The 22,526-nt window shown below is 50.7% G+C and carries 19 protein-coding genes; 9 read left to right on the top strand and 10 right to left on the bottom strand.

The genetic code is table 11. The annotated features are described in order from the left end of the window. Positions 1-140: 140 nt before the first annotated feature. The 5 genes from J0A65_RS01605 to J0A65_RS27240 all read left to right on the top strand — a co-directional run bounded on the left by J0A65_RS01605 (position 141) and on the right by J0A65_RS27240 (position 5,119). Entirely contained in the window at positions 141-1,517 is a 1,377-nt protein-coding gene (locus tag J0A65_RS01605) for a sigma-54-dependent transcriptional regulator (RefSeq protein WP_206592356.1), read from the top strand. Continuing rightward, on the top strand, positions 1,507-2,856 hold the full coding sequence (locus J0A65_RS01600; protein ID WP_206592355.1) for a sensor histidine kinase: 1,350 nt from the start codon (positions 1,507-1,509) through the stop codon (positions 2,854-2,856). Before J0A65_RS01605 ends, J0A65_RS01600 begins: the two co-directional genes overlap by 11 nt. 279 nt (positions 2,857-3,135) lie before the next feature. After that, positions 3,136-3,819: a matrixin family metalloprotease gene (locus tag J0A65_RS01595; RefSeq protein WP_206592354.1), complete on the top strand. Its 684-nt coding sequence runs from the start codon at positions 3,136-3,138 to the stop codon at positions 3,817-3,819. Between the two features lie 61 nt (positions 3,820-3,880). Beyond that, a complete protein-coding gene (locus J0A65_RS01590; RefSeq protein ID WP_206592353.1) occupies positions 3,881-4,273 on the top strand; it encodes a hypothetical protein in 393 nt (130 codons plus the stop codon). Positions 4,274-4,525: 252 nt separating this feature from the next. Beyond that, positions 4,526-5,119: a PEP-CTERM sorting domain-containing protein gene (locus J0A65_RS27240; RefSeq protein ID WP_232849673.1), complete on the top strand. Its 594-nt coding sequence runs from the start codon at positions 4,526-4,528 to the stop codon at positions 5,117-5,119. A gap of 79 nt (positions 5,120-5,198) precedes the next feature. Here J0A65_RS27240 and J0A65_RS01580 read toward each other — a convergent pair whose 3' ends face one another. The 6 genes from J0A65_RS01580 to J0A65_RS01555 all read right to left on the bottom strand — a co-directional run bounded on the left by J0A65_RS01580 (position 5,199) and on the right by J0A65_RS01555 (position 12,261). Next, positions 5,199-6,431, bottom strand: a complete 1,233-nt coding sequence (locus tag J0A65_RS01580) for an efflux RND transporter periplasmic adaptor subunit (RefSeq protein ID WP_206592352.1) — start codon at positions 6,429-6,431, stop codon at positions 5,199-5,201. A 15-nt stretch (positions 6,432-6,446) separates the two neighbouring features. Then, positions 6,447-8,813 (bottom strand): ABC transporter permease, encoded by a 2,367-nt coding sequence (locus J0A65_RS01575; protein WP_206592351.1) that lies wholly within the window; start codon positions 8,811-8,813, stop codon positions 6,447-6,449. Between the two features lie 6 nt (positions 8,814-8,819). Then, on the bottom strand, positions 8,820-9,557 hold the full coding sequence (locus tag J0A65_RS01570; protein WP_332874284.1) for an ABC transporter ATP-binding protein: 738 nt from the start codon (positions 9,555-9,557) through the stop codon (positions 8,820-8,822). 126 nt (positions 9,558-9,683) lie between these two features. Beyond that, positions 9,684-10,685 (bottom strand): ABC transporter permease, encoded by a 1,002-nt coding sequence (locus tag J0A65_RS01565; protein ID WP_206592350.1) that lies wholly within the window; start codon positions 10,683-10,685, stop codon positions 9,684-9,686. Further along, positions 10,675-11,589 (bottom strand): ABC transporter ATP-binding protein, encoded by a 915-nt coding sequence (locus tag J0A65_RS01560; protein WP_206592349.1) that lies wholly within the window; start codon positions 11,587-11,589, stop codon positions 10,675-10,677. Before J0A65_RS01560 ends, J0A65_RS01565 begins: the two co-directional genes overlap by 11 nt. A 48-nt stretch (positions 11,590-11,637) precedes the next feature. After that, complete coding sequence (locus tag J0A65_RS01555; RefSeq protein ID WP_206592348.1) at positions 11,638-12,261, bottom strand: class I SAM-dependent methyltransferase; 624 nt, start codon at positions 12,259-12,261, stop codon at positions 11,638-11,640. Positions 12,262-12,354: 93 nt separating this feature from the next. Between J0A65_RS01555 and J0A65_RS01550 the strand changes: the two genes are divergently transcribed. Further along, entirely contained in the window at positions 12,355-13,242 is an 888-nt protein-coding gene (locus J0A65_RS01550) for a LysR family transcriptional regulator (RefSeq protein ID WP_206592347.1), read from the top strand. 18 nt (positions 13,243-13,260) lie between these two features. Here the strand turns inward: J0A65_RS01550 and J0A65_RS01545 are convergent, their stop codons facing one another. The 4 genes from J0A65_RS01545 to J0A65_RS27790 form a co-directional block, all read right to left on the bottom strand. Beyond that, entirely contained in the window at positions 13,261-14,295 is a 1,035-nt protein-coding gene (locus tag J0A65_RS01545) for a hypothetical protein (RefSeq protein WP_206592346.1), read from the bottom strand. Positions 14,296-14,371: 76 nt separating this feature from the next. After that, a complete protein-coding gene (locus J0A65_RS01540) occupies positions 14,372-14,836 on the bottom strand; it encodes a nuclear transport factor 2 family protein (RefSeq protein WP_206592345.1) in 465 nt (154 codons plus the stop codon). Positions 14,837-14,872: 36 nt separating this feature from the next. Then, positions 14,873-15,562, bottom strand: a complete 690-nt coding sequence (locus tag J0A65_RS01535; protein ID WP_206592344.1) for a LytR/AlgR family response regulator transcription factor — start codon at positions 15,560-15,562, stop codon at positions 14,873-14,875. Continuing rightward, the gene (locus J0A65_RS27790; protein WP_206592343.1) at positions 15,559-17,013 is read right to left on the bottom strand and encodes a sensor histidine kinase; all 1,455 of its coding nucleotides are present in this window, start codon (positions 17,011-17,013) and stop codon (positions 15,559-15,561) included. Before J0A65_RS27790 ends, J0A65_RS01535 begins: the two co-directional genes overlap by 4 nt. 277 nt (positions 17,014-17,290) lie before the next feature. Between J0A65_RS27790 and J0A65_RS01525 the strand changes: the two genes are divergently transcribed. The 3 genes from J0A65_RS01525 to J0A65_RS01515 are packed head-to-tail and all read left to right on the top strand — an operon-like array spanning position 17,291 to position 22,412. Beyond that, on the top strand, positions 17,291-18,166 hold the full coding sequence (locus J0A65_RS01525) for an ABC transporter ATP-binding protein (RefSeq protein WP_206592342.1): 876 nt from the start codon (positions 17,291-17,293) through the stop codon (positions 18,164-18,166). Beyond that, positions 18,166-21,417 carry a M1 family aminopeptidase gene (locus tag J0A65_RS01520; RefSeq protein ID WP_206592341.1) on the top strand — a complete coding sequence of 1,084 codons (3,252 nt, stop codon included), beginning with the start codon at positions 18,166-18,168 and terminating at the stop codon, positions 21,415-21,417. The genes J0A65_RS01525 and J0A65_RS01520 overlap by 1 nt, the downstream gene beginning before the upstream one ends. Continuing rightward, positions 21,414-22,412, top strand: coding sequence for a hypothetical protein (locus J0A65_RS01515; protein ID WP_206592340.1), 999 nt, complete (start codon positions 21,414-21,416; stop codon positions 22,410-22,412). The genes J0A65_RS01520 and J0A65_RS01515 overlap by 4 nt, the downstream gene beginning before the upstream one ends. Positions 22,413-22,526: the final 114 nt, after the last annotated feature.

The raw sequence follows: 22,526 nt of genomic DNA, 5'->3' as shown, positions 1-22,526 counted from the left end.
TAAACAAATCCCGTTCCAACTTTAAAAAAAGTTAATTTTCAATTACTTAATGAATTAACATCTAGTTTAAAGACACAAAACTGTACGAATATGAACACTCGCTGTACGCTATTGAACAGTTTGGGTATTGGGAAACGAACATGCTGCAGGACGGACGCATACTGATTGTGGATGACGATCAGGACATTCTGGTGGCAGGCAAAATGCTGTTAAAACGTCATTTCAGCAAGATCGACATTTGTAACAGACCAGAACAGATCCCTGCACTACTGGCTGAAAGTCGTTACGATGCCATTTTGCTGGATATGAATTTCGGCCCCGGTGAAAGTAGCGGCGAACAAGGCTATCGCTGGCTGGAAAAAATTCTGGCCATCGACCCCCAAGCCGTGGTGATCATGATCACCGCACATGGGGATATGGAAGTGGCCGTTGAGGCGATGAAACGCGGTGCCACGGATTTTGTGGCTAAACCCTGGCACAACAATAAAGTGCTGGCCACGGTGTCCTCGGCAGTCAAGCTGTCTCACTCGCGCACAGAAGCCAGCGAGTTACGCACCGCCAACAACCTGCTTGCTGAAGTAACCAGTCAATCAAGCCAGCCCATTATCGCCGGGTCAGGCGCAATGCGTCAGGCCCTGAATCTGCTTGAACGCAGTGCGCCAACTGACGCTAACGTATTGATTCTGGGTGAAAATGGCACAGGAAAAGAACTCATAGCCCGGGCCATTCATGGGCAAAGCCCCAGACACCATAAAGTGTTTATGTCGGTCGACTTGGGCGCCGTGGCAGAGAGCTTGTTTGAAAGCGAGCTGTTCGGACATCGTAAAGGCGCGTTTACCGGTGCCAATGAGGACAGGACAGGGCGTTTACTGGCTGCTGATGGCGGCACCTTATTTTTGGACGAGATAGGCAATCTGCCGTTGCATTTACAAGCCAAGTTGCTAACCGTCCTGGCCCAACGTCAAGTCACGCCCCTAGGCAGTAACCAGGCAAAGTCCTTTGATGTCAGAGTCATTGCCGCCACCAACCTGCCCCTCGAACAATTACATGATGAACAACGTTTCCGTCAGGATCTGTTATTTCGCTTAAATACCGTCGAAATTCACTTGCCGGCTTTGCGTGAACGCCAGGAAGACATTGCCGCGATTGCCGAATACTATCTGAAGCATTATTGCCGTAAGTACCAAAAGCCCGCAAAACAGCTCAGCCAGGAAGCAATGGCACAATTACAGGCCTACCATTGGCCCGGCAACATCCGTGAACTTCGTCATGCGCTGGAGCGAGCTGTGATCTTGTCGGAACATCAGACACTCGACGCCACAGATTTTCAGCTAAGTAATAGAGCCATGGTGCCAACAGTGCAATCTAACATGCAAACCTTCAATCTTGAGGAGCTTGAGCGCCAGGCAGTTGAAGGAGCACTAAAGACCCATCGCTACAATATCAGTCATGCCGCCAAGGCACTGGGTTTGACCCGCGCTGCGCTGTACAGGAGAATGGAAAAACATGGTCTTTAACCGCTTTTCTCTGCTTCTAAGCGCTCGTATCACGTTGATTGTGCTGCTGGCATTAAGCAACGCCTGGCTTCTCGTAGCATCCGGTTATCACGCCACCCAAATATTATTGCTGTTACTCCTCATATTTGGCGTTTGGGAAACCGTCAAATTCGTGGGTAAAACCAATGCTGAGTTAAAACGCTTTTTAGACGCAGTGCGTTACAGTGAATTTACCCAGCGCTTCGACTATCAGCGATTTGGCAGCGGCTTTGAACAGCTTGGCGAGGCTTTTACCGAGTTGATGCAACGATTTTTGCAAGAGCGCGAGCATCAAGAACAACAATTACGGCATTTTAAGGCTATGGTGGAACATACCCCCATACCTCTGCTCAGCCTGCACAGCGATGGGCGTTTAAGCCAATGGAACAACAGCGCCCGACGCCTGTTTGGTTCAGCTCAGGTCTGTAAACTTGACGACTTAACCCCCTTTGGTTTGGAACTGGCAGAACAGTGGCAAAAGCTGCAACCTGGGCAACGCCAGCTTTGTAGCTTCGATGCTGACGGGATGCCACAGCAATTATTGGTGTTTGCCACAGAAATTATCTTGGCCGGTCAGCGGGAAAAACTGCTGAGTGTATTGGATATCGGCAGCGAGTTGGATGCGGCACAACTGCAGGCATGGCAGGAACTGGTGCGCGTACTGACCCATGAAATTATGAACAGCATTACGCCCGTGGCGTCGCTGGCAGCCACGGCAGCAGAGTTGAGTGAGGACTTGTCCAATAAAGTATTAGACCCCTCTATTAAACATGAGCTGGGTGATATCCGCGACTCCATTGCCACAGTCGCCAGACGTAGTGATAGCCTGATGCAATTTGTCAGCAGTTACCGACGATTAACCCGCCTGCCCTCACCTAATCGTCAACCTCTGGAGATTGCCGCGCTATTCGCACAGTTAACACAGATGGCTTGTCAGGACTGGCCGGAAAAAGGATTGACCCTGCATGTGCAGGTTGAACCAGAAGGTCTAAAAGTCAACGCCGACCCACATATGCTGGAGCAGGTGCTGCTCAATCTGTTGAAGAATGCCGAACAGGCGCTGCAAGAGCAAAACAATGGTCAGGTTTGGTTGAACGCGGCGGCCAATCGGCGAGGTCATGTGGTACTGGATGTTACAGACAATGGTCCCGGTATTAGCGAGGCACAGCTGGACAAAATTTTTGTACCGTTTTTTACCACCAAGCGTGATGGCTCAGGCGTGGGTCTGGCCTTAACTCGTCAGGTTATGATTGCCCACGGCGGTCAGGTAAAAGCAACGAATAAACCAGATGGTGGTGCCTGCTTTACACTGACTTTTTAGGTAGCAGATACGCTCGGGCTCACCTTTAGCACAAGCAAAACAGGCAGCATAGTGCTAAGAAAAGCGGAATGAGTTATCAGAAAGCGCTCAACGATCTGTCGTATTTTTTTACACTTCGACACATCTATGTTTCAGATTTAAATTTAACCATTTGATATATAGATAAAAAATTTATGGCTTATTTTATGCTCGTAAATTCGTCGGCACCCCAGTGAGTAGTTGAAGTACTTAAAAGCACCAAGGGCCCAGGTTTCACTAAACACCATATAAGGGCAAACAATGTTTAATACCAAGATTCACTCACTCAAGTCGCTAACGCGGCAAGGTTTATGCCTGTTGTTGGTTTGCATAAGTGGATTTGCAAACGCGGCATACATCACTATTGATGAGACTGGTATGGACGCTATCTTCTCTCAAGCCAGTTTTGGCAACACACCTGTTGATATTCGTATTGGACCATCGGTTCAGCATGTCGATGCGAGCTTGTTGAATATGGACACGGCCGGCAAATGGGCAACCCTAACCGGTGCCCATTATGGTGCCGCTAATGTCGTAAACTTCTGGTTTTTGGATGACCTGACTTGGTGTGGCAATATTAATCCCGGTTACGTTGGCTGCGGTGAAACCCCAGGAAACGATTTTGTTGTTGAGTCAGTCTTTGCAGACAGCGGTTTTAATGCGGAGTTATTGGCTCATGAACTAGGCCACAATCTGGGCTTGGGCCATAGTAGTGGCGCGACCAATCTTATGGATCCCTTTATTAATGGTGGCACAGATTTGAGTGCGGCTGAAGTAGCTACCATTCTGGCGAGCGGACTAATTCAAACAGACACCGCGGGCAGACTCTTTATTGAGATTATCCCAGTGCTGATTGTAGCTGCCGCAGAAGTGCCTGTTGTTCCACCACTATTGCTGATGCTGATTGGTCTTATGATGTTCCCTACTTTACGTCGCCGTGCTTAAGATCACTAATCTTCTAATACGAAGTCTGCTTATCGCAGGCTTCGTTATCATTCAAACCACTATGGCTGACACTTGGCTACAAACCTGTCCTGCACAGCATTTTTGCTTTTCCCACCCGGCTGACTGGCAGCCCAAACAGCTTCGTATGGTAGATTCCACGGCCGGCATTATGCAGGGTGAAAATGTCCAGCTGTCTTACGATTACGGCATATATTCAGATAATTTTTCTGCGTTGCCTGATGCCAAACGACAAGCTTTGGTAATTGACGGCTTTGACGCAGAGCTTATCACCAGCCCAGGTCAGCTCGCCCTATATATAGGTAAGGTAGAACATATTGAGGTGATGAATGCCGACATGGCGTTATCCATGATGCTGACATTTAGCGGCGAGGTAGACCACAAGCTGGCCAAGCAAGTATTCAATTCGGTTCGTATCACTCGCCCGGCCGGCTAATCCCGTCGTAATTCACAAAAAAAGCGTGGGCTGATTCCCTGTGATCAGTGCGTATGAAGATCTGACCTGATCCCATTAAGAACTGCGTATAAAGCTGCTCAGGTCGCTGATAATGTGTCTATTTTCTTTACAGCAAAACTAAACGGCGATGCAAAAAATACATATAACCAACTGTATTTATTGAGAATAAAAGTATGGCTTGCTCTTTGCTTAAGCTGCCATGCATATGATTAACCGTTTTAGGATGTAACGATGAAAAAGATCATGTTTTTGCTCACTCTACTCATGCTTACCAGTCAGGCTAATGCAGCTTTATTGACTTTTGATGATATACCCGGCGGTAGCAAACAAAATAGTGTCGGCGGTATGCCTGTATATAATGGTTTCGTATTCTCCTCGACCTTAAACTGGATTGATGTTGAGAGTTCTAACTGGAACCATGGCGCCTACAGCAATGATTTCGCGCTTCTCAATAACTATCATGGTATCGGCATCATCACTGAAGAAAGCGGTGCTTATTTCACCTTTGATGGTTTATGGGCTAAGAAATGGGGTACTAGCAAGAATTCAGGTGGTACTGACTCATTGTTTGGCACACTACAGGGCTACAAAGATGGCGTTCTGGCCTGGTCAATCAATACCAGTTTAAACGGCAGCTATAAATATTTTGGCGCGCAAAGCGGCCTGATCGATGAACTGCGTTTGGGCTTTGGCAACAATTTCCTGGTAGATAACCTGGCGTTAAATCACAACACATCAACGCCTGTACCAGAGCCAGCACCTTTGGCATTACTGGCTTTAGGCTTAGCTGGTCTTGGCTTAATGCGCAGAAGAAAATCCGCTTAATTCCACGTAGATTTACAAAAAGCCCCTTAACGGGGCTTTTTTTAGAACGAATAAACCGATCCCCGGGAAGACTGCTGCACTAATTAACCCGGGGTTGAACCTTCATACCATCTACCAGCTCAGGCCCTGGGTAAAGTATCACCATATCATCCTGGTTTAAGCCACTAATCAACTGTGCACGGGTGCCGTTGTTATAACCTACAGTGACCGGCACTAAACGGGCTTTGTCTTTAACTACCTTAAATACCATCCATTGCTCGCCTTGGCGGAACAATGCACTGGATGGCAATGACAACGCATCCTGTTGCTGCCAGAGCACAATTTTCACCTCAACCCGATAACCATGACCGAGCTTTTGTCTTGGCTCTGACGGCCCGGTAAAACGAATCAGCGCCAATACCCGCTGCTCTTCAACGCCCAAAGCCGAGTACTTGGTATAACCCCAAGGCTCAACCCGCACCACTTCGCCTTCAAGCTGCTGAGGCCCGCCCCAGCTATCGATAATCACCTGATTACCCGGCTCGACTTTTACCGCATCAGTGGACAGCAGCTCAACAATAACTTCCAAATCGTTGCCTATATCGCCGATTTCCATAATAGGCGTACCTGCGCTGAGGATGGTTTCGCTCTTTTGCAGTAGTTGCAGCACTTGTCCATCAATAGGCGCCTTAATAGCAAAAGGTGAGGCGTGTTCCGCTAAGGGGACAGCGGTACCAGACTGGCCACCATCAAACCCTACTAATCTGGCCCTGGCATTAGCCAACTCCGCCTCCCGAAGTGACACCGCGGCTTTGGCGGTATCCAGCGATGCGGAGGCCGCCCGCAACTGCCGCACGCCAACATCATAAGCTGATTGGCTCACCCCGCCGCTGGCCAACAACTCTTGCAAACGCAACTGTTCGCTGCGCGCCAGCTGTTCGTCGGCGAAGGCCTTATTTAAATCCGCTTTACTCATGCGTAGCGCGGCATTGGCAGCATCCACCGCCGCTCGAGCTTGTTCTAGGGTGCGAATATCCAATAATGCCGGGTCCAATGGCAGAATATGGGCGATAACGGTTTTGTCGGCTTCCACCTTATCGCCCGGCTCAGCTTCAACCCGCAGCAAACGCCCAGCTACCGGCGCCGATACCGCATACGCGTCGTGTACCCGGGTGCGCCCTTCTTCGTTTATGGTGATGCGCAGGGCTTCCCGACTGACTTTGCCCATATCCACTGGCACGGCTTGTGGCCAGAAAGCCGTCGCCAGCAATAAGGCCACCACAAGCAACGCCGCCCAACTTAACCAGTAGCGTGATCCTCTCTTCGTTGTCATCCTGATACTCGCTGTTTATTCACGTGTTTTTAAAGCCCCAACCAAATCAAGTCGGTCCAAATCGCGCTTGATCAGAAAACCGGATCCCAGCGCTGCCAGCAGTACGGCAATGGCAGCACTGCCATAAGCGGTAGGCACCACAGTCACAGGCACCTGATACAAATCATTACTGAAGCCTGCCGAGATCAAGGCGGATAAGCCATAGCCAAAAGCACAGCCCAATGGAATAGCCAGCAACGTAATAATGCCCAGTTCGCCCAGCAGTACAAAGGCCGCTTCGCTTTTGGTCAGCCCCATTACCCGCAAACTGGCCAGGTCACGAGCCCGTTCGGCAAAGGCGATTCTGGCGCTGTTATACACAATGCCAAAGGTAATAACGGCAGCAATAATCATCATCACATAGCGGGTTGCGCCAGCCCCTTCATCCATCATTTTTTCCATTGCCTGGCGGCTTTGATTTTTCAGGTTTACACTGGCAATGGCCGGCATATCTTTGAGCTTGGCATATAAGTCTTGCGCATAGTGCATATCAATTCGTAAATGGGCGCCACTCACCCGGCCGGGCTCAAACATCAAGCGGTTAAGGGCGTTGAGGTCCATATAGGCAGGCGCGCCGGTCATAGTTTCAGCAATAGCCGCCACTTGTATTGGTAATTTAGGCCGACGTCCCTGACGAATATCCACGAGTAGCGTATCCCCGGTTTGCACCTTTAACTGACCCGCCAGGGCTTTGGATAACACTATGCCCTGCTGCGGCAATGCAATCGGCTGGCTATGTTTATCCAGCGCCCGGAACAATTGTGGTGCTGGCGTCAGTGCAGTAACGGCGCCCCGATAACGCTCGCGGCCAAAATGAAAAATCGCTGGTACATCGCGCACACCTTCCACCGCCAGTACACCGGGTAAACGCGCCAGGTAATACAGACTGTCCGGGCCTAACGGCTCAACAAAACTAACATTGAGATCACTGCGATCGACTTGCTCAAAGCTAAATGCCAGGGTGCGGTCAAAGGCACTCAACACGTTAAGCATACCGGCCGACAGGGCCATCCCCAAGGCGATGCCACTTATCGACATCAAGGTTTTCAACGGATGGCGATTAAGAGTACGCAGCACCATACGGGTGGGCTGGTCAAATTTGGCCAGCAACCCTTGCCCAAAGCGCAGGCTGGTGCTGAAATCCGTGGGCGTTGGTGGGCGCATAGCCTGTGCCGGAGTCAAAGCAAACACCCGCTGCACTACCCACGCAGCGCCGGTACAAGCCACCATGATCGACACCAGCAAAGAGCTTATAACCGTGGCCGGGTCCAGCCTGAACAGCAAAAAGGGAAATTTATAATAAAGCTGATAGACCCCGCTTAAACCGCGCCCCCCCAACACCCCTAAAACGCAGCCCAATAGTGCGCCCAAAATGGCAATCAGCAGCACAAACTTCAAGTAATGCAGGCTAATTTCCCAGCCGGTGTAACCGAAGGCTTTAAGCAGGCCTATCTGCTCGCGCTCAGACTGCACCATGCGCGATATGACTATATAAAGTAAAAACGCCGCCACCCCCATAAACACGGGGGGAACAACCTGGTTTGAATTTGCCAGTTGCTGTATTTCTTCACTGATAAAGCGGTTAGAAAGATGATCATCCAGGGTATAAGCGCCCAGCGCACCATAGGACATCAGCAACTGGTCAAGTTGATGGAGGATATGCGCGCTGTTGGCCCCCAGCGGCAATGTCAGCAAAACTTCATTAAAGGCTCCATCCATATCCAGTGCTGCGGCCAGTGCATCCTCACTCATCCAGAACACCGCAAAACGTTTGTCATCCGGGACTATTTCCCCTGGCGCCGGGGTATAGAGAAACTCAGGGGCCTGCGCCAGTCCCACCACATGGAAACTACGCCTGGTGCCGTTCAGTGTTGCGGTCAAATGGTCACCGGGTTTAATCCCTCGGGCATTGGCAAAACCTTGCAATAGCAAAATTTCATTTTTGTGGGTGGGGTCCAGTCGCCGTCCTTCGGCCAGATAAACATCATTGAGTCTGGGTGCTCGGTAATCCGGTAGCGACACGGCCTGGGCGCGGATAGGAATAGTTTCATCCGGCAGGTTAATCAGTGCGCCGCCGTTTATTCGGCCTTCCACTGCGGTGACATCCGGCCAATCAGAAATTTGTTGCAGCAGATGCTTGGGGGCACGTTTGACCGGTGCGAACACCTGAGCCAGCCGATAACGTTCGTAATAACTACGCTTGGTTTCACTGAGGGAGTTGATCAGGCCATCCATCATCACCATCAGCATCACGCCAAATGCCATGACTACCGCAATCGCCAGTCCCTGACCTCTGACACGCCATAAATCTCGTAGTAGTTTTTGATCAAGCGATGCCAGCATCAACAATTACCAGTCAATGTCGGCAGCGGACAGCACCTGATCGTTCTCGACCTCTTTGCTGATCCGCCCGTCGGCAAAATGTATCACCCGATGCGCCATTGCCGCTGTACTGGCGGCATGCGTCACAATCAGAATCGTGGTTCCAAGCTCACGGTTCACCTCCTGCAACACATTCAATACGGTACGGCCGGTTTTACTGTCCAGGGCGCCGGTAGGTTCATCGCAAAACAACACCCTGGGCCTTTTAGCAATAGCGCGGGCGATAGCGACCCTTTGTTGCTCACCGCCAGACAACTGCGCCGGGAAGTGATGCTGACGATTTTCCAGCCCCACCATGGCCAGCGCCTCTGCTGCATCCATCGGACTCTCGGCAATCTCGGTCACTAATTGCACATTCTCTAGTGCCGTGAGACTGGGCATCAAGTTGTAAAACTGAAAGACAAAACCAATGTGCTGACGGCGGTACTGGGTAAGCTGTCTTTCATCCATGGCGGCCAGGTCCAGATTGAAATAAGACAGGGAACCGGACGTTGCACTATCCAGGCCCCCCAGAATATTCAATAAGGTAGATTTGCCACTACCGGAAGGGCCAAGTAGGACCACCAGCTCGGCGGCAGGAATGGTCAGATCAACACCACGCAGTGCTTCTACCCGACTGGGGCCGCTACCAAATACTTTGGTCAGCCCTTGCATAGCAAAAGCAGGCAGGGATAAATCCAGGTTTTGCAAAGCGCTGTCGCTCACAACAATCCTCCACAGATAGTCCCTGCATCATACGGCCTTTTGCTTAAAATTTATAAAGCTATCCTGTAAAAACTTGTTCTGAAACAACAACTAGAGCGTATTTATCCAGCCACAAATAAAATCAGCCTAGCGGCCTTCGCCCTGCCAGCGGAACAACAAGGCGCCTAATCCCATAAACACCAAGGTCATCAACAATAATGTCCATAAGTGGTATTGAATCTCTGCCAGCCCGGCACCGTCGTTCATAATGGCTCTGGCAGCCTCAAGCAAATGGGTAAGAGGTAATAGCTGTGCAACCTGCACAATGGCTTGCGGGGCACCTTCCAGGGAAAACCACACCCCTGACAGCAGCATCATCGGCCAGCTAATCAGATTCAGCAGCCCTCCGGTCAGCTCTTCACTCTGACTGCGGCTGGCCATCAGTAAACCCAGCGCAATCATAGATGCGGCCCCCAATGCAGTGACCAAGAATAAATCCAGATAGCTACCCAGCATGTAAAAATCAAACAGGCTGTTGCAAGCAATAAACACAAAGCTGGTGATACTCAGCACAATAAACAACCGGGACAAGATCTGTGCTGCCAGGAATTCCACTGCCCGCAACGGCGTAGCCTTAAGGCGTTTAAGTACCGAGCTCTTGCGATAACGAACAATCACATAACCGACGCCAAACAGGCTGGAAAACATCATATTCATGCCCAGAATACCCGGTAGTACCCAATCCAGGTAACGGATTTCCCGGCCATCCAGTTCCTGACGTTGATAATCAGGTAACTTGCCGGTCAAAAGCTCACTGGCAAAATAGCCCTGCGGCGAACTGCTATTAACCCAATAGGTCTGGCTGGCCGGTTCCACCAGTAAGTCCAGCTGATGCTGCTGCAGTTTTTGCTGCGCCAGTGCCAGATCGTCATACGCCACATATTCCACATGTTTCAGGTGAAAAAAACTGTTGTCGCCTCCCTCTCCCACCAGACCAATTTTATATGCTGCGCGGCCATCACCGCTGAAAATAAAGGCAAAGCCCACCACCAGCAACAAAGGAAAGGCCAGGTTCCAGCCCAGCGACGAGCGGTCGCGGAAAAACTCCAGATTACGGGACTTAAACACCGCCCAAAACCTACTTAACATCGGCCATCTCCAATTGCTCTGGTGCGCCTTGCAAGCCATGACCCGTGAGTTTTAAGAACAAATCATCTAGGTTGGCAGATTTAACATGCAAACCGTCCAGCTCCACTTGCTCCTCAACCAGTAATTTCAGTGTTTGTTCCACCTTATCGGTGTTGATAAACCAGTAGGCCCCATCCTGACGAGGATGACAGGTTGCCATAACCGCTTCAGGTAAATGCTGCTGGCGCAGACGAATCAGCACACCTTTAAAATGTTCGGCAAGCAAATCGCGTGGCGCACCGCGGGCAATAATCCGGCCTTTGTCCATAATCGCAATGTCATCACACAAGTACTCGGCTTCATCCATATAGTGCGTGGTCAGTACAATGGTTTTACCCAGGGCCTTGATACGGTTAATGAGATCCCAAAAGTTACGTCTGGCATGCGGATCTAAACCCGTCGTGGGTTCATCCAAGAACAGAATCTGCGGATCGTTGACCAGCGCGATAGCCAGCAATAAACGTTGCTTCTGACCACCGGATAGTTTGCGATGGTCCTGCTCAGCAAAATCTTCCAGCTGACAGAGCTCGATTAAATGCTGAACATCCAAGGCATGACTGTAAAAGCTGGCAAACATACTCAGACACTCACGGCCACTGAGGTAATCCTGCAAAGCGGTGTGCTGAAACTGAATGCCGATGCGCTGATTCATGGCACGATTAAGCGGCTCGCCATCGTATAGAATCTCGCCACCATCAAAATCTACAATACCCTCCATCATTTCAATGGTGGTGGTTTTGCCCGCGCCATTCGGCCCTAGCAGGCCGAAGCATATACCCTTAGGCACAGAAAAACTGATACCTTGCACGGCTTCCAATTTTTTAAAGGACTTACGCAGGTTGTTAACCTGGATAAAGGCTGACATCTGACTCCCTGAACATCGAACTGAATTAAGTGGTTAACAAAGTAACAGTTATGCCGGCTTTTTAGCCACTATAAAAACGCTGGGAAATTTTTCCGAGCGCCACACATAATCAATCTCGAAGCCTGCCTTTTTAAGACTTTGCTCAAACTCAGCCTGCGTGAATACATAGACCGGCGGCATCAGTCCCAACAAACGCCCCAGTGGCACAATAAACTTGGCAAATCGCCATTTGCTATCGCCGATGCAGGCGGTACTGCTAATAAACACCCCGCCTGGCTTCAGCCAACGGTAGGCATCACGGATCACTGCAGCCCGGTCATCTACCAGATGCAATAGGTTAAGTGCCAGAACCGCATCCATTGGTACTTTGGGGTTAAGCTGATCACTGCGACCCTGCATAAAGCTAACGTTGCTTATTTGCTGCTCGGCGGCTTTCTGTCTGGCGATATTGAGCATATTGGCAGAGATATCTGTGGCCAGAATGTGTGCCACATAAGGCGCATGCAAAAGTGCTGTGGAGCCAGTGCCACACCCCAGTTCCAGTAAATGGCTATCGGGCGTAAAGTAGCGGCGGCTAACCTCCAACTTGTGCTCATAAGACGGCATATCAGAAATCGCACTTTTGGCATATTTCTGTGCGACCTTGTCCCAGAATCTGACGCTCTCCTGCATAGTTCCCTCGTACTTGTTTACAAAAACCCATCATAAGTTATGCAAATAAAGGGTTAGAATGGCGAAAAATTCACTACAGATATGCAAAAATGCATGGCTCAACAACCTCAACCTTTTGACTGGAATCACGCCAAAGTCTTTTTGGTGACGGCGCAACAAGGTTCCTTTTCTTCCGCAGCCAGGTTACTGGCAATGACCCAGCCCACTCTGGGTCGTCAGATCAGTGCGCTGGAAAAACAGCTTGGTACCACCTTATTTGAGCGCACGGCACGCGGATTATTGTTGACCCCAAGTGGGCATGCGCTGCTTGAGCATGTACAGGCCATGGATGACGCGGCGGCCCGCTTATCTGTTGCGGCCGGTGGCCATGCCCAAAGTGTGACGGGTAAGGTCAGCATTAGTGCTGCCGAAACAACCGCCGCTTACATGTTGCCTCCAATACTCAGCAAATTACGCCAACATGCGCCGGGCATCATTGTCGAGCTGATTGCCACCAATGAGAGCAGCGACTTGTTGCGCCGAGAGGCAGATATCGCTATTCGTGCCTATCGCCCCACCCAACAGGATCTAATTGCCCGTAAGCTGACCAATATTCGCGCCCATCTGTATGGTGCCAAACGCTATTTGCAAGGTTTCACTAAACGTACCTGCCCGGACGATCTTAACGATGCTGATTTCCTGGCTTTTGAACACAACAACGTGATGCGTGATGAGCTGCATAAGCTTGGATTTAGCTTAGCAGCGGATAACTTCCCTTTGGTGGTTGCCAACCATTTAGTGCAGTGGCAACTGGTCAAGCAGGGTGCTGGACTGGGTTTTATGACAGAGGATGTAGGTGACAGCGATCCCGATGTGGAAAGGGCACTCCCGGATATGGCTGCTTTTGAAATCGAATTATGGCTGGTAATTCACCGTGAGTTACATACCAGCGCCCGTTTACGCCTGGTATTTGATTTCCTGGCGGAAGCGCTAGGACATTAAGTATTTGTATTGGTGGCGCTAACTGGCTTGAGTTTGCTTTTTTAAGCGTTGCAGAACTTTCTCAGCCTTTCTCCTGAGTTTTTTGTCTGCAGACTCATTCAGAATACGGGACAACATGTCTATTGCCGGGGATGCCTGTTCCGCACTGGCAAGGGTCAAAAGTAAATCGGCGCTCGCGAAGTTACTCTCCGTTGGCAAAGTATACACACTCAACAAGATGGTCAAAGCTTCTACAGCATTTTCAAGCCCAATTTGTTGCTCTTTTGCAAATTCGCCGACCAAATAACAGGCATTCTGCCATTTGATTTGCAGATGCCACTCATCATTGGGACGATTTTTACAAGCTTGCAGAAAATGGTACTGCGCCTCGTTGTATTCGCCCAGAGTCCAATGAAATTGACCGACTCTCTCCAATATATCAAAGTCCTGACCAAACTCTGCAGCCGCTTGTGCAGCCAAGACTCTGCCCTGCGTATATTCATCATTATTTTGCGCCAAATTAATACGCGCAATGTAACCCCATTTTTTATCCAGCCCGACTATCCGCTCGGTCAGTGGCTTTTGTGCTGCCATGTCGCCACCGTAGTTGTCTGCCTGCCCCAGTGCAGAGGCTGCCAAAGTCATGTAGCGCGGATTATCCGGGGCCAGTTGCCCAGCCTTTATTTTGGCTGCCACCGCTTTTTTGTAGTAACCCGATTTGGCAAAAATGTTGACCTGATGACCTATGGAGCGCCACACCTCTGAGGAAAACGCAAAGGTATCCGCCCGTAACGGATACAACTGCTCAAATGCGCGGAGCTTGTCTATCGCTTGGTCAGATTCGCGTTGTTCCAACCAATAGAGGATTTCCAGTTGCAACAAGGCATAGTTTGGCTCGGCTGTCTCAGTTTGAATAAGTTGACCGGCTAAGCTGCTATCCCCTTGCGCTAACGCCTCAGTGGCCATGGAAATTTTGTCTGTAAGACTTAGTGATGTCTCGGTAGTTGCCAGATTGCAATATGAGGCAACCAATAACAGCCATAACGACGAAACACATCGCGTCCTTATGCGCATCAATCTACTCCGATGGTTCATTTTCAATGAATGTTGTTTGGTCTGAAGTCACCAGGCATCATGTCGCCTTTAAATATCAATGCTCTGCAATAAAGGCCTGACAATCTCCGTCATGGGTTACATCAATCAGGTGCTGAATTCGCCATCCTCCCGCCGTATTTACCACCACAAAATGATTGACTCCACAATGACTTAGTTGGTTATCCACATAAAAGGCAAAGGGCGTCCATACGCTGGCAAGATTGCCCGACTGCTGAACCGTCACCGATAATAACTGCTCATCCAAATACGCCTTATGGGCGGCGATACTGTCAGCGAACTTATCAATATCAGACAACACCACTTGGCCATCCGTTTTTACCCGCTGTAACTGCGCGCCCTGACTAAATTGCGCTCTGATATTGTCAGCTTCGTGTGCCCGCATGGCATCAAATAAGGCATTGACCGGCGCAACCGGCCCTTGTTCCGCTAATGGCTGTTTATCCATGGCAACCGCCATAAATGTACTCAATAAACAAACACAACCAATAAAATGACGCATTTTCCAATCTCCAAAACAAAATATCCCAAACCATCTTCAGGTCAGCATTGCCAGACAGTTTTGCCTGAAGGCCTTGCCAATTTTTACTCGTTTACCACTTTGCAAAGTCAGGCCCTCATTGTCTTTGGCCACCACCATAGCTTTATTCACCAAAACAGATTTATGCACCTGTACAAACTTATCCTCAGGTAAAGATTCCACAAAATACTTGAGGGTCGCAGCAGTCAACCAGCAGTTATCATCCAGCCATACTTTTACGTAGTTGCCATAGGCTTCGAAGCATTGCACTTTTTCCAGTTCAATCTTGCGATCTTCCCTGTCCACCCTAATCACTATATGGCTGGCCACAGTGGTTTGAGTACTCTGTCCTTCCTCATTCGCCCGGCGGCGCACTTTATCTAGTGCCAAGGCAAAACGTTCGGCACTGACAGGTTTGAGCAGATAGTCAGTCACATCCAACTCAAAGCCTGCCAAAGCATGTTCCTGATATGCGGTACAGAGCACCACCTGCGGGCGATTGGCGAGCACTTTCAGCATCTCCAACCCCGATAGCACCGGCATATTGATATCCAGAAAAATCAGGTCGACTTGCTGGTTGGCCAAAAACGCCAATGCCTCGGCGGCATTAAAGCATTGGCCAACAATCTCAACATCGGCATGCTCGCGACTATGATGCAACAATACTTCATGGGCTAAGGGTTCATCGTCAATTAGCAGGGTTTTCATAACCTAATCTCCAACCTGGCGCCCCATCGTTGACCCTGCGCTGCGCTATGCAAACTATATTCCCCTGGGTATCCCAGTTGTAGGCGCCGCTTTAGGTTAATAAGGCCAATTCCACCGTTCTGATTGGGCTGGTAATCCTTCGGCAAACTATTACTACAAACGAAAACCAGCCGGTCGCCGTCCATTTTCAGGGTGAGTTCAATATCGCAACTATCCTGGCTGACCTCGACACTATGTTTAAAGGCATTTTCTACCAGCATAATCAGCAGCAATGGGGCAATTGGCCAATCCCCATCCGCTAGCTGGATATCAGTTTTGACAAGACAGCGCTTGCCAACCCTTAACTCCTGTAACTCAAGATAGTTCTGCAAATAAGCCACCTCATCCGCCAGCGCCACCTTGGTATTCTGCCCCTGGTATACGACATAACGCAGTAAGTCTGCCAATTTTAAAAGCATAGGGGCGGCCTGAGCCGATTGCGTCAGACACAGGGCATATAAGCTGTTAAGTGTATTGAACAGAAAGTGTGGATTAACCTGCTGTTGCAACATTTTCAGCTCCGCCTGGGTTTGTTCCTGGCTAAGCTCGGCCAGTTGCCTTGCATTTTGTTGCCGTTCAAAAGCCAGAATCAGCGGCGTGCTAAAGGCCCAGATGAGAACGGCGACCAGCAAGTTCATGCTGTCAAAAGGGAGATGATTTTCCGAAGGCAGTAAGCTCTGTTCAGCAATATTGAGCGGCATTTGCAACACCATTGTGCCGAACAGAGGGTAAGACAATAGCAGCCAGGCGGCGCTACACAGTAAGAAAAGATACACGCCCTGGGTCGCTAATACCCTGCGGATCAAGATATAGCGATTCACCCAATAGTAGGCAAAGACCACGGCGGCCAGCACCGAAAACTGCCAGGCATAATATAAGGTCAGCGGCCATTGCCTGAGCATCTGGACTGGATCTAGCCTGGGCTCCAGAGGCTGATTATGCATAGGGTCAGGGGTATAAACGAACATGCCGCTCATCAATATCACCCAGCTCACCAGGCATAGCACTAAAGCGGCATCCAACGACAATATATAACGCCACCAGGACGCCCCACTTTGCACACCTTGAGCAAGTTGGTAGGCCCGCTGCCCCCAATACAGCAGTGACAACCCCGTTGCCAGAATCCAAAACTGTACACTAAACAACAGCGTCGAGAATGCGGGTTGGCTGGTCTGCAGCATCAGACTGATAGCCGGATACAGCACATACCCCATGACCCAGACTAATATACCTCGCGGCCCGGGGCGTAGCAGCACCCAGCACTGGGCTGCTATCAGCGGTGCGCTTTCCAAGATCAGTTGCAGTAAGGTTTGCAGATACAATCCTGCCCCGCCGCGCAGCTGAATATAGTCGTCGTAATTTTCCGCTGCATAGCCATGTATACGGATAAGTGTTTCGATTAAAACGGCCACCACCACTGGCAAAACTGGCGGCCAAAAAGCTGAGCGAAGCAGAGAAAGAAAAGCGTTCGACATAATAAGAACTATTCGGCGGTAACAAAGTACCTATAGTTGGCAAAGCAGCGAAGCCTGTCAGTTAAATCATGACAAACCGGCCAATTTTACTGATAAACGGCAATTTACCCCGATAAATCAAGGATGTCATAAAAATCCGCTGGTTTGTCATCAATACCTTTATAGCCAGCCCCGCGCTCCTTAACCTGCCTGTAAAAACCTGGGAGCCAAACCTATGCTGACACTTGCGCACATTAATAAAACTTATCCTGACGGTACCAAAGCCCTGGACGACGTTTCCCTCCAATTGGGCACTGGCATGATGGGCCTGCTTGGCCCCAATGGGGCCGGAAAATCCAGCCTGATGCGCACTATTGCGACCTTACAGACACCGGATAGCGGTTGCATCGAACTTAATGGCCAGAACATATTGCAGTCCCCGCAGCTTTTACGCAGCAAGCTGGGCTATCTGCCTCAGCATTTTGGTGTGTATCCGCATATTTCCTGCTTAGCCCTGCTGGAACATCTGGCAGTATTGAAAGGACTCTCAAACAAGCAAACCCGCCGCCAGCAAATTGAGTTGGTTCTGGCGCTGACCAATCTAACCGAACACGCGCACAGACAACCCAGTCATTTTTCCGGTGGCATGCTGCAACGTTTTGGCGTTGCCCAGGCCCTGTTAGGTGACCCACAAGTGCTGATTTTTGATGAACCCACCTCAGGTCTGGATCCTGCTGAGCGCCTGCGTCTGCACCAACTATTGCATGACATTGCCCAGTCCCGGCTGGTACTCCTCTCCACCCATATAGTGGAAGACATTGAACACTTATGCAGCAAAACGGCCATTTTACTTAACGGCACTATCGTCGCCTGCGGTGAGACCCACAACCTGTTTCACCCCTTGCAGGGCAAAATCTGGCAAGGTCCCCTGCATGAGCCCGGCCATCTTCCGGGCAACAGTCATTTGCTCAGCCAAAGCCTGCATTTAGGTAATCCGGTGGCCAGAGTGCTGTGTCATCATTGTCCGGCAGAGCAGTTTGAGCCAGTGACAGCAAGTCTGCAGGACTGTTATTTCATGCATCTGCATGGTCTGCCTTTGGAGGCTGCATAATGCTGGTGAACGAACTCAGCCTTTGCCTGCGCCAGCCGCTGCTGCGTATCTTAATGCTCCTGGCTCCGTTACTTGGTATCTTTGTTGGGCGAGGCTATAGCCAGCAAGCAGACTTATTTAGCAACGCCCATCAGCTCAATCTTATCGGCGTACTGAGTATGATGGCGCTGCCCTGGGCCAGCGGGCTACTTGCCGTATTCTCCCTTTATCGGGCCATGAACCACAATATGACAGAACTTGCAGCCGCCACGTCCCTGTCGCAGGTTAAACAACAGGCGGTTCAGGTCAGTGGCCTGATACTGCAGCTACTGATATTGGGTGCATTGGCCGCCCTGGGTGTACAGATTGGCCTCAATACCCAGGCCGAAACCATTCCAGATATCGGCCGTCAGCTCGATATCGCAATTAGCTTGCAAACCTGGCAGTTAGTCGTGGGAATGCCTGCCATCTTATTGTTTGTGGCGGTATTCTGGTTGCTGCGCAACTTAAGTACCTCGACGGTACTGGTCTACCTTGCGGCGCTGCTTTGGTTCGTGCTGTATAGCATACTAGCGGTTGCCAGCGCTTCCCCCTTAATGGCCGCGTCAACGCTGCCCATCCCTTGGCTGCACAGCGCCATGTCCTACTTTGATTGGTTTGGCATGACCGCGCTGCTGGAAAGACAACCGAATGAATTTATCATTATCACCAATCGGCTGCTCATCCTGATGCTTGCCAGCGCAATAGCAGGACTGGCCATTCGCCTGGCCATCCGGCCACCGAGCAACAACAAACCGGCTTTGGTGCCGACAAAACATGTTTCTGGCTCAGCGAAATCAAGCCCTGCACCAAAGTCTTTGCTGCATTTCTTTGTTGTCGCGCCGAAGCCAGCCACACAACTGTTACGCCTCACCCGGCTGGGTATCCAGCAGGTCCTCAGCAAGCCTGTAATTTGGTTGGCGGGCCTGATCTGGTGCTTGATTGTCGTCGGTGAGGTTTACCCCTCTTTGGATTATGCCGAGCAACGAGCCGTTTTACAGGGGCTGAGCTTGGATGCCATTAACCGGGTAATGTGGGACATGCTCCCCCTATTTGGTAGTGCGCTGATGCTGTATTTCAGCGACGCCTTGCATCAGCATGACAGACAATGCCGCATTGACGGCATTATCGATGCGCTGCCTATTGTGCCAAGCATCAGGCTCGCCGCCAGGGTGATTAGCTTGTGCGCCCTGTTACTGGTGTTTTTACTACTGACCGTGCTGGCCGCCGCACTCAGTCAGTGGCTAAAGCAGAGCCCCGTGCAGTGGACTGACTATCTGCAGATGATCTGTTACGCCGGTTTACAACTCGCCGCTGCAGGGTTGGTTTTCCTCGCCATTCACGCTGGCACAAGCAAACGCTGGCTGGCGTTGCTGCTGTCTTTACTGCTGGTGCTGCTGCACTTTACCCCCCTGGCGGCGTTAATGGGGCTGCATCATCCGCTATTCAGAGCCTTTGCCACCCCCTTACAACCTGCCGATGCCTACTTGGGTTACCAGGCAACCATTCAAGGATTTTGGGCATTTACCTGCTTTTGGTTACTGGTCAGTGGCGTGCTTTTGCTGCTGGCAAGTCAGGTGGCTGGACACAACAAGCCGCGTTTTCAGTTCAACAAAGCCGTTTTACTCAGTGCGGTCCTGTTACTTGCCTTGCTGGCCAAACAGTTTTTAACTATCCAAAGCGGTCTTAAGCTAAACGGCCACTACCTGACACCCAAACAGCGCACGGCCTTGCTGGCTGACTATGAACGCCAGTATCAGCACTTTGCCAGTCTGCCCATGCCACAAATAAGCAAGGTCACCACCCAAGTGGACTTTTATCCACACGAGCGTGAGGTGCAGATTAACGGACAATATACGCTGAAAAATCACCACCAGCAGGCCATTAATCAAATCCTGGTTGGGGAAGACTGGCGAAGCCCCCTTAGCCATATCAGCTTGATGCAAGGGGAGAACTCGACGCATCCAGCCGAAGTCGAACTAACTGTGGACTATGATGCCAGACAGGGACAGCGTATCTATAAACTCAGTGAAGCCCTGCAACCTGGGCAAAGTTTAACCTTGCACTTTACTCTGAAGTTGGCGCAAAACGGCTACAGCAGCATATCACCCAATAAAATCCTGACTAAGGACTTCAATTACTTACGTGCTATTCCCTACTTTCCCTCCATCGGCTACCAAAGCATTCGGCAGATCAGTAACCAAGATCTGCGCCGTCAGCAGGGCTTGCCGACACCACAAAAGCAAAGTATCGAAGCCAGGCTTAGCGGCAGAGACAAGCAGTTCGACAGCTATCAATGGAGCCAGATGGAAACCCGCCTCTCCACACCACTGGGCTATCAAAGTTTTACCCAGGGCGAGCTGGTCAAAAGCTGGCAGCAGGATGGCAGGCAATACCGGTTGTTTAAAACCCTGAGGCCAGTGCGCAATCTGCAGGGATTTATCGCGGCGCCGTTAATGCTTTCCAGCCGTCAAATTGGCGACACCTTACTGCAGGTAGCCCATTTACCCCAGCATCAAACCAATGTTCCACTGACGCTGGATGCCATGACCGACACAGTTGCCTTTTTATCTGAGCATATTGCCCCTTATAACGGCGGCACACTGACTTTAGTGGAAAAGCCAGATATGGGGCCGACCGGCTATGCCCTGCCACAGTTACTGCTGATTGGCAGCCGGGTAGGATTTCGCGCCCTGCAGACCGACTCGCAAGATTTCAGCCAGGCTTACCGCCGAACGGTGCATGAAACCGCTCATCAATGGTTTGGTCACTGGTTAGGCAACGGTATCGAACAAGACAGCGCCTTTATGGTGGAGTCGTTGGCTAAATATGTGGAGCTGGTGATGCTGGAACAACATCAAAGTCAGGCGGCCATGCAGGCCCTGGTTGCCTACGAGCGGGAACGTTTTCTGGCCGCCGACAGCCGCCGGCGGGAAGCGCCGGTCAGCCTTATCAGCGCCGAGCAGAACTATGACCAATATTCCCGCGCTACCCTGGTCTTTGCCAGGCTACGCCAGGAAGTGGGCGATGCGCCAATCCTCAAAGCACTAAAAACCTTAGGCCGCGATCACGGCTACCCGGCAGGGCCCGCCAGTTCGCTGGACTTTGTTCAGGCCTTACTGCGTGAAGCGCCAGGGCAGCGCGAGCTGATTGAGCGGCTATTTACCCAGCCGGTGGCTGTCACCCAATGGCTGGATGAACTTAACCCTATGGTTGGAGACACTGTGCAATGAGTAAAAATCAGATATCTATCCTGTTCGCCCTAAGCTGTCTTGGCAGCCAGGTGACCATGGCAGAAGTGGTCGACACAGACCTACTCAGCGGGGTTAAAACGGCCTATTACCAGCGCGATTACCAGAAACTGGCACACCTGCTGAAAACACCGGGTCTGTCCCCACTGCAGCAGGATATATGGCAGGCGGCGCTGGCCGTTGCCCGCCAGGACGACAATCAGCAGGAGCAGCTACATGCACTGACCAAACGCTACTCAGACAGTGCCGAAGCCCACTACCAGGCGGGCAGGCTCTGGTATGAAGTAAAGGAAAACAGCAGTTTTATCAATAAGCTGGGCTATATCGACTTACATGTGCAGCATATGCTGCGCGCCAATGAACTGGCGCCTAATACGCCAAAATACATGCTGGAAGCGGCCAAAGCCTTGGCCTGGGAGAATTTATGGGGATGGGATGAAGAAGCCGCCCGGCAATTGGTTGTGCAACTGGCCTCCCTTGATCAGCAATATCATCTGGTTGCCGCCATGGATTTTGCCCAAAACACCCAGGACAGCCGTACCGGCGAGCAACTTATCATACAAGTCAAAACTGAATTTGCTGATAACCTGCGTTTGATGGAGCGTGCCGCCCAGTTGCAGCTTACCTATGATCAAAAAGCGCCAGCACAGCAGAGTTTTTACCAAAGCTGCATGCTCACGCCGTACGATGTGACTTTGCTGCCCAAATGGCGGGATGCCTGTCAGTGGAGTGCTCATCTAAGTCTGCAGGGCTATGGCGAGAAGGCTCAGGGCATGGCAGCCATCAGCCGCTTACTCAATGAAGATAAGGTTTATGACGAAGACTATGTGCAAAGTCTTCTGCTACAGGGCGAACTGGCAGAAGCCATGGCCCAGCCGGCTCTCGCCCGGCAGATTTATCAGCGTGCACAAGGGTTAACCACCGATAAAGCCAGTAAAAAGCAGATTAGCAGGGCGTTAAAACGTTTATTGCACTAAGCCCCATGCCCGACCTGTTAAAGCACTAACATCAACCGGGTTAGGACATTCCGGTTTCAGGCCCCTTACTGAAACAGAAGCCCAAAAAAGGAATGAGCGAAGGCGTTACCGGAC

This window comes from Bowmanella yangjiangensis, assembly GCF_017255015.1.
GTDB classification, from domain to species: Bacteria; Pseudomonadota; Gammaproteobacteria; order Enterobacterales; family Alteromonadaceae; genus Bowmanella; species Bowmanella yangjiangensis.
The sequence above is the reverse complement of the archived record's forward strand: the minus strand, read 5'-3'. Positions and strand labels throughout refer to the sequence as shown.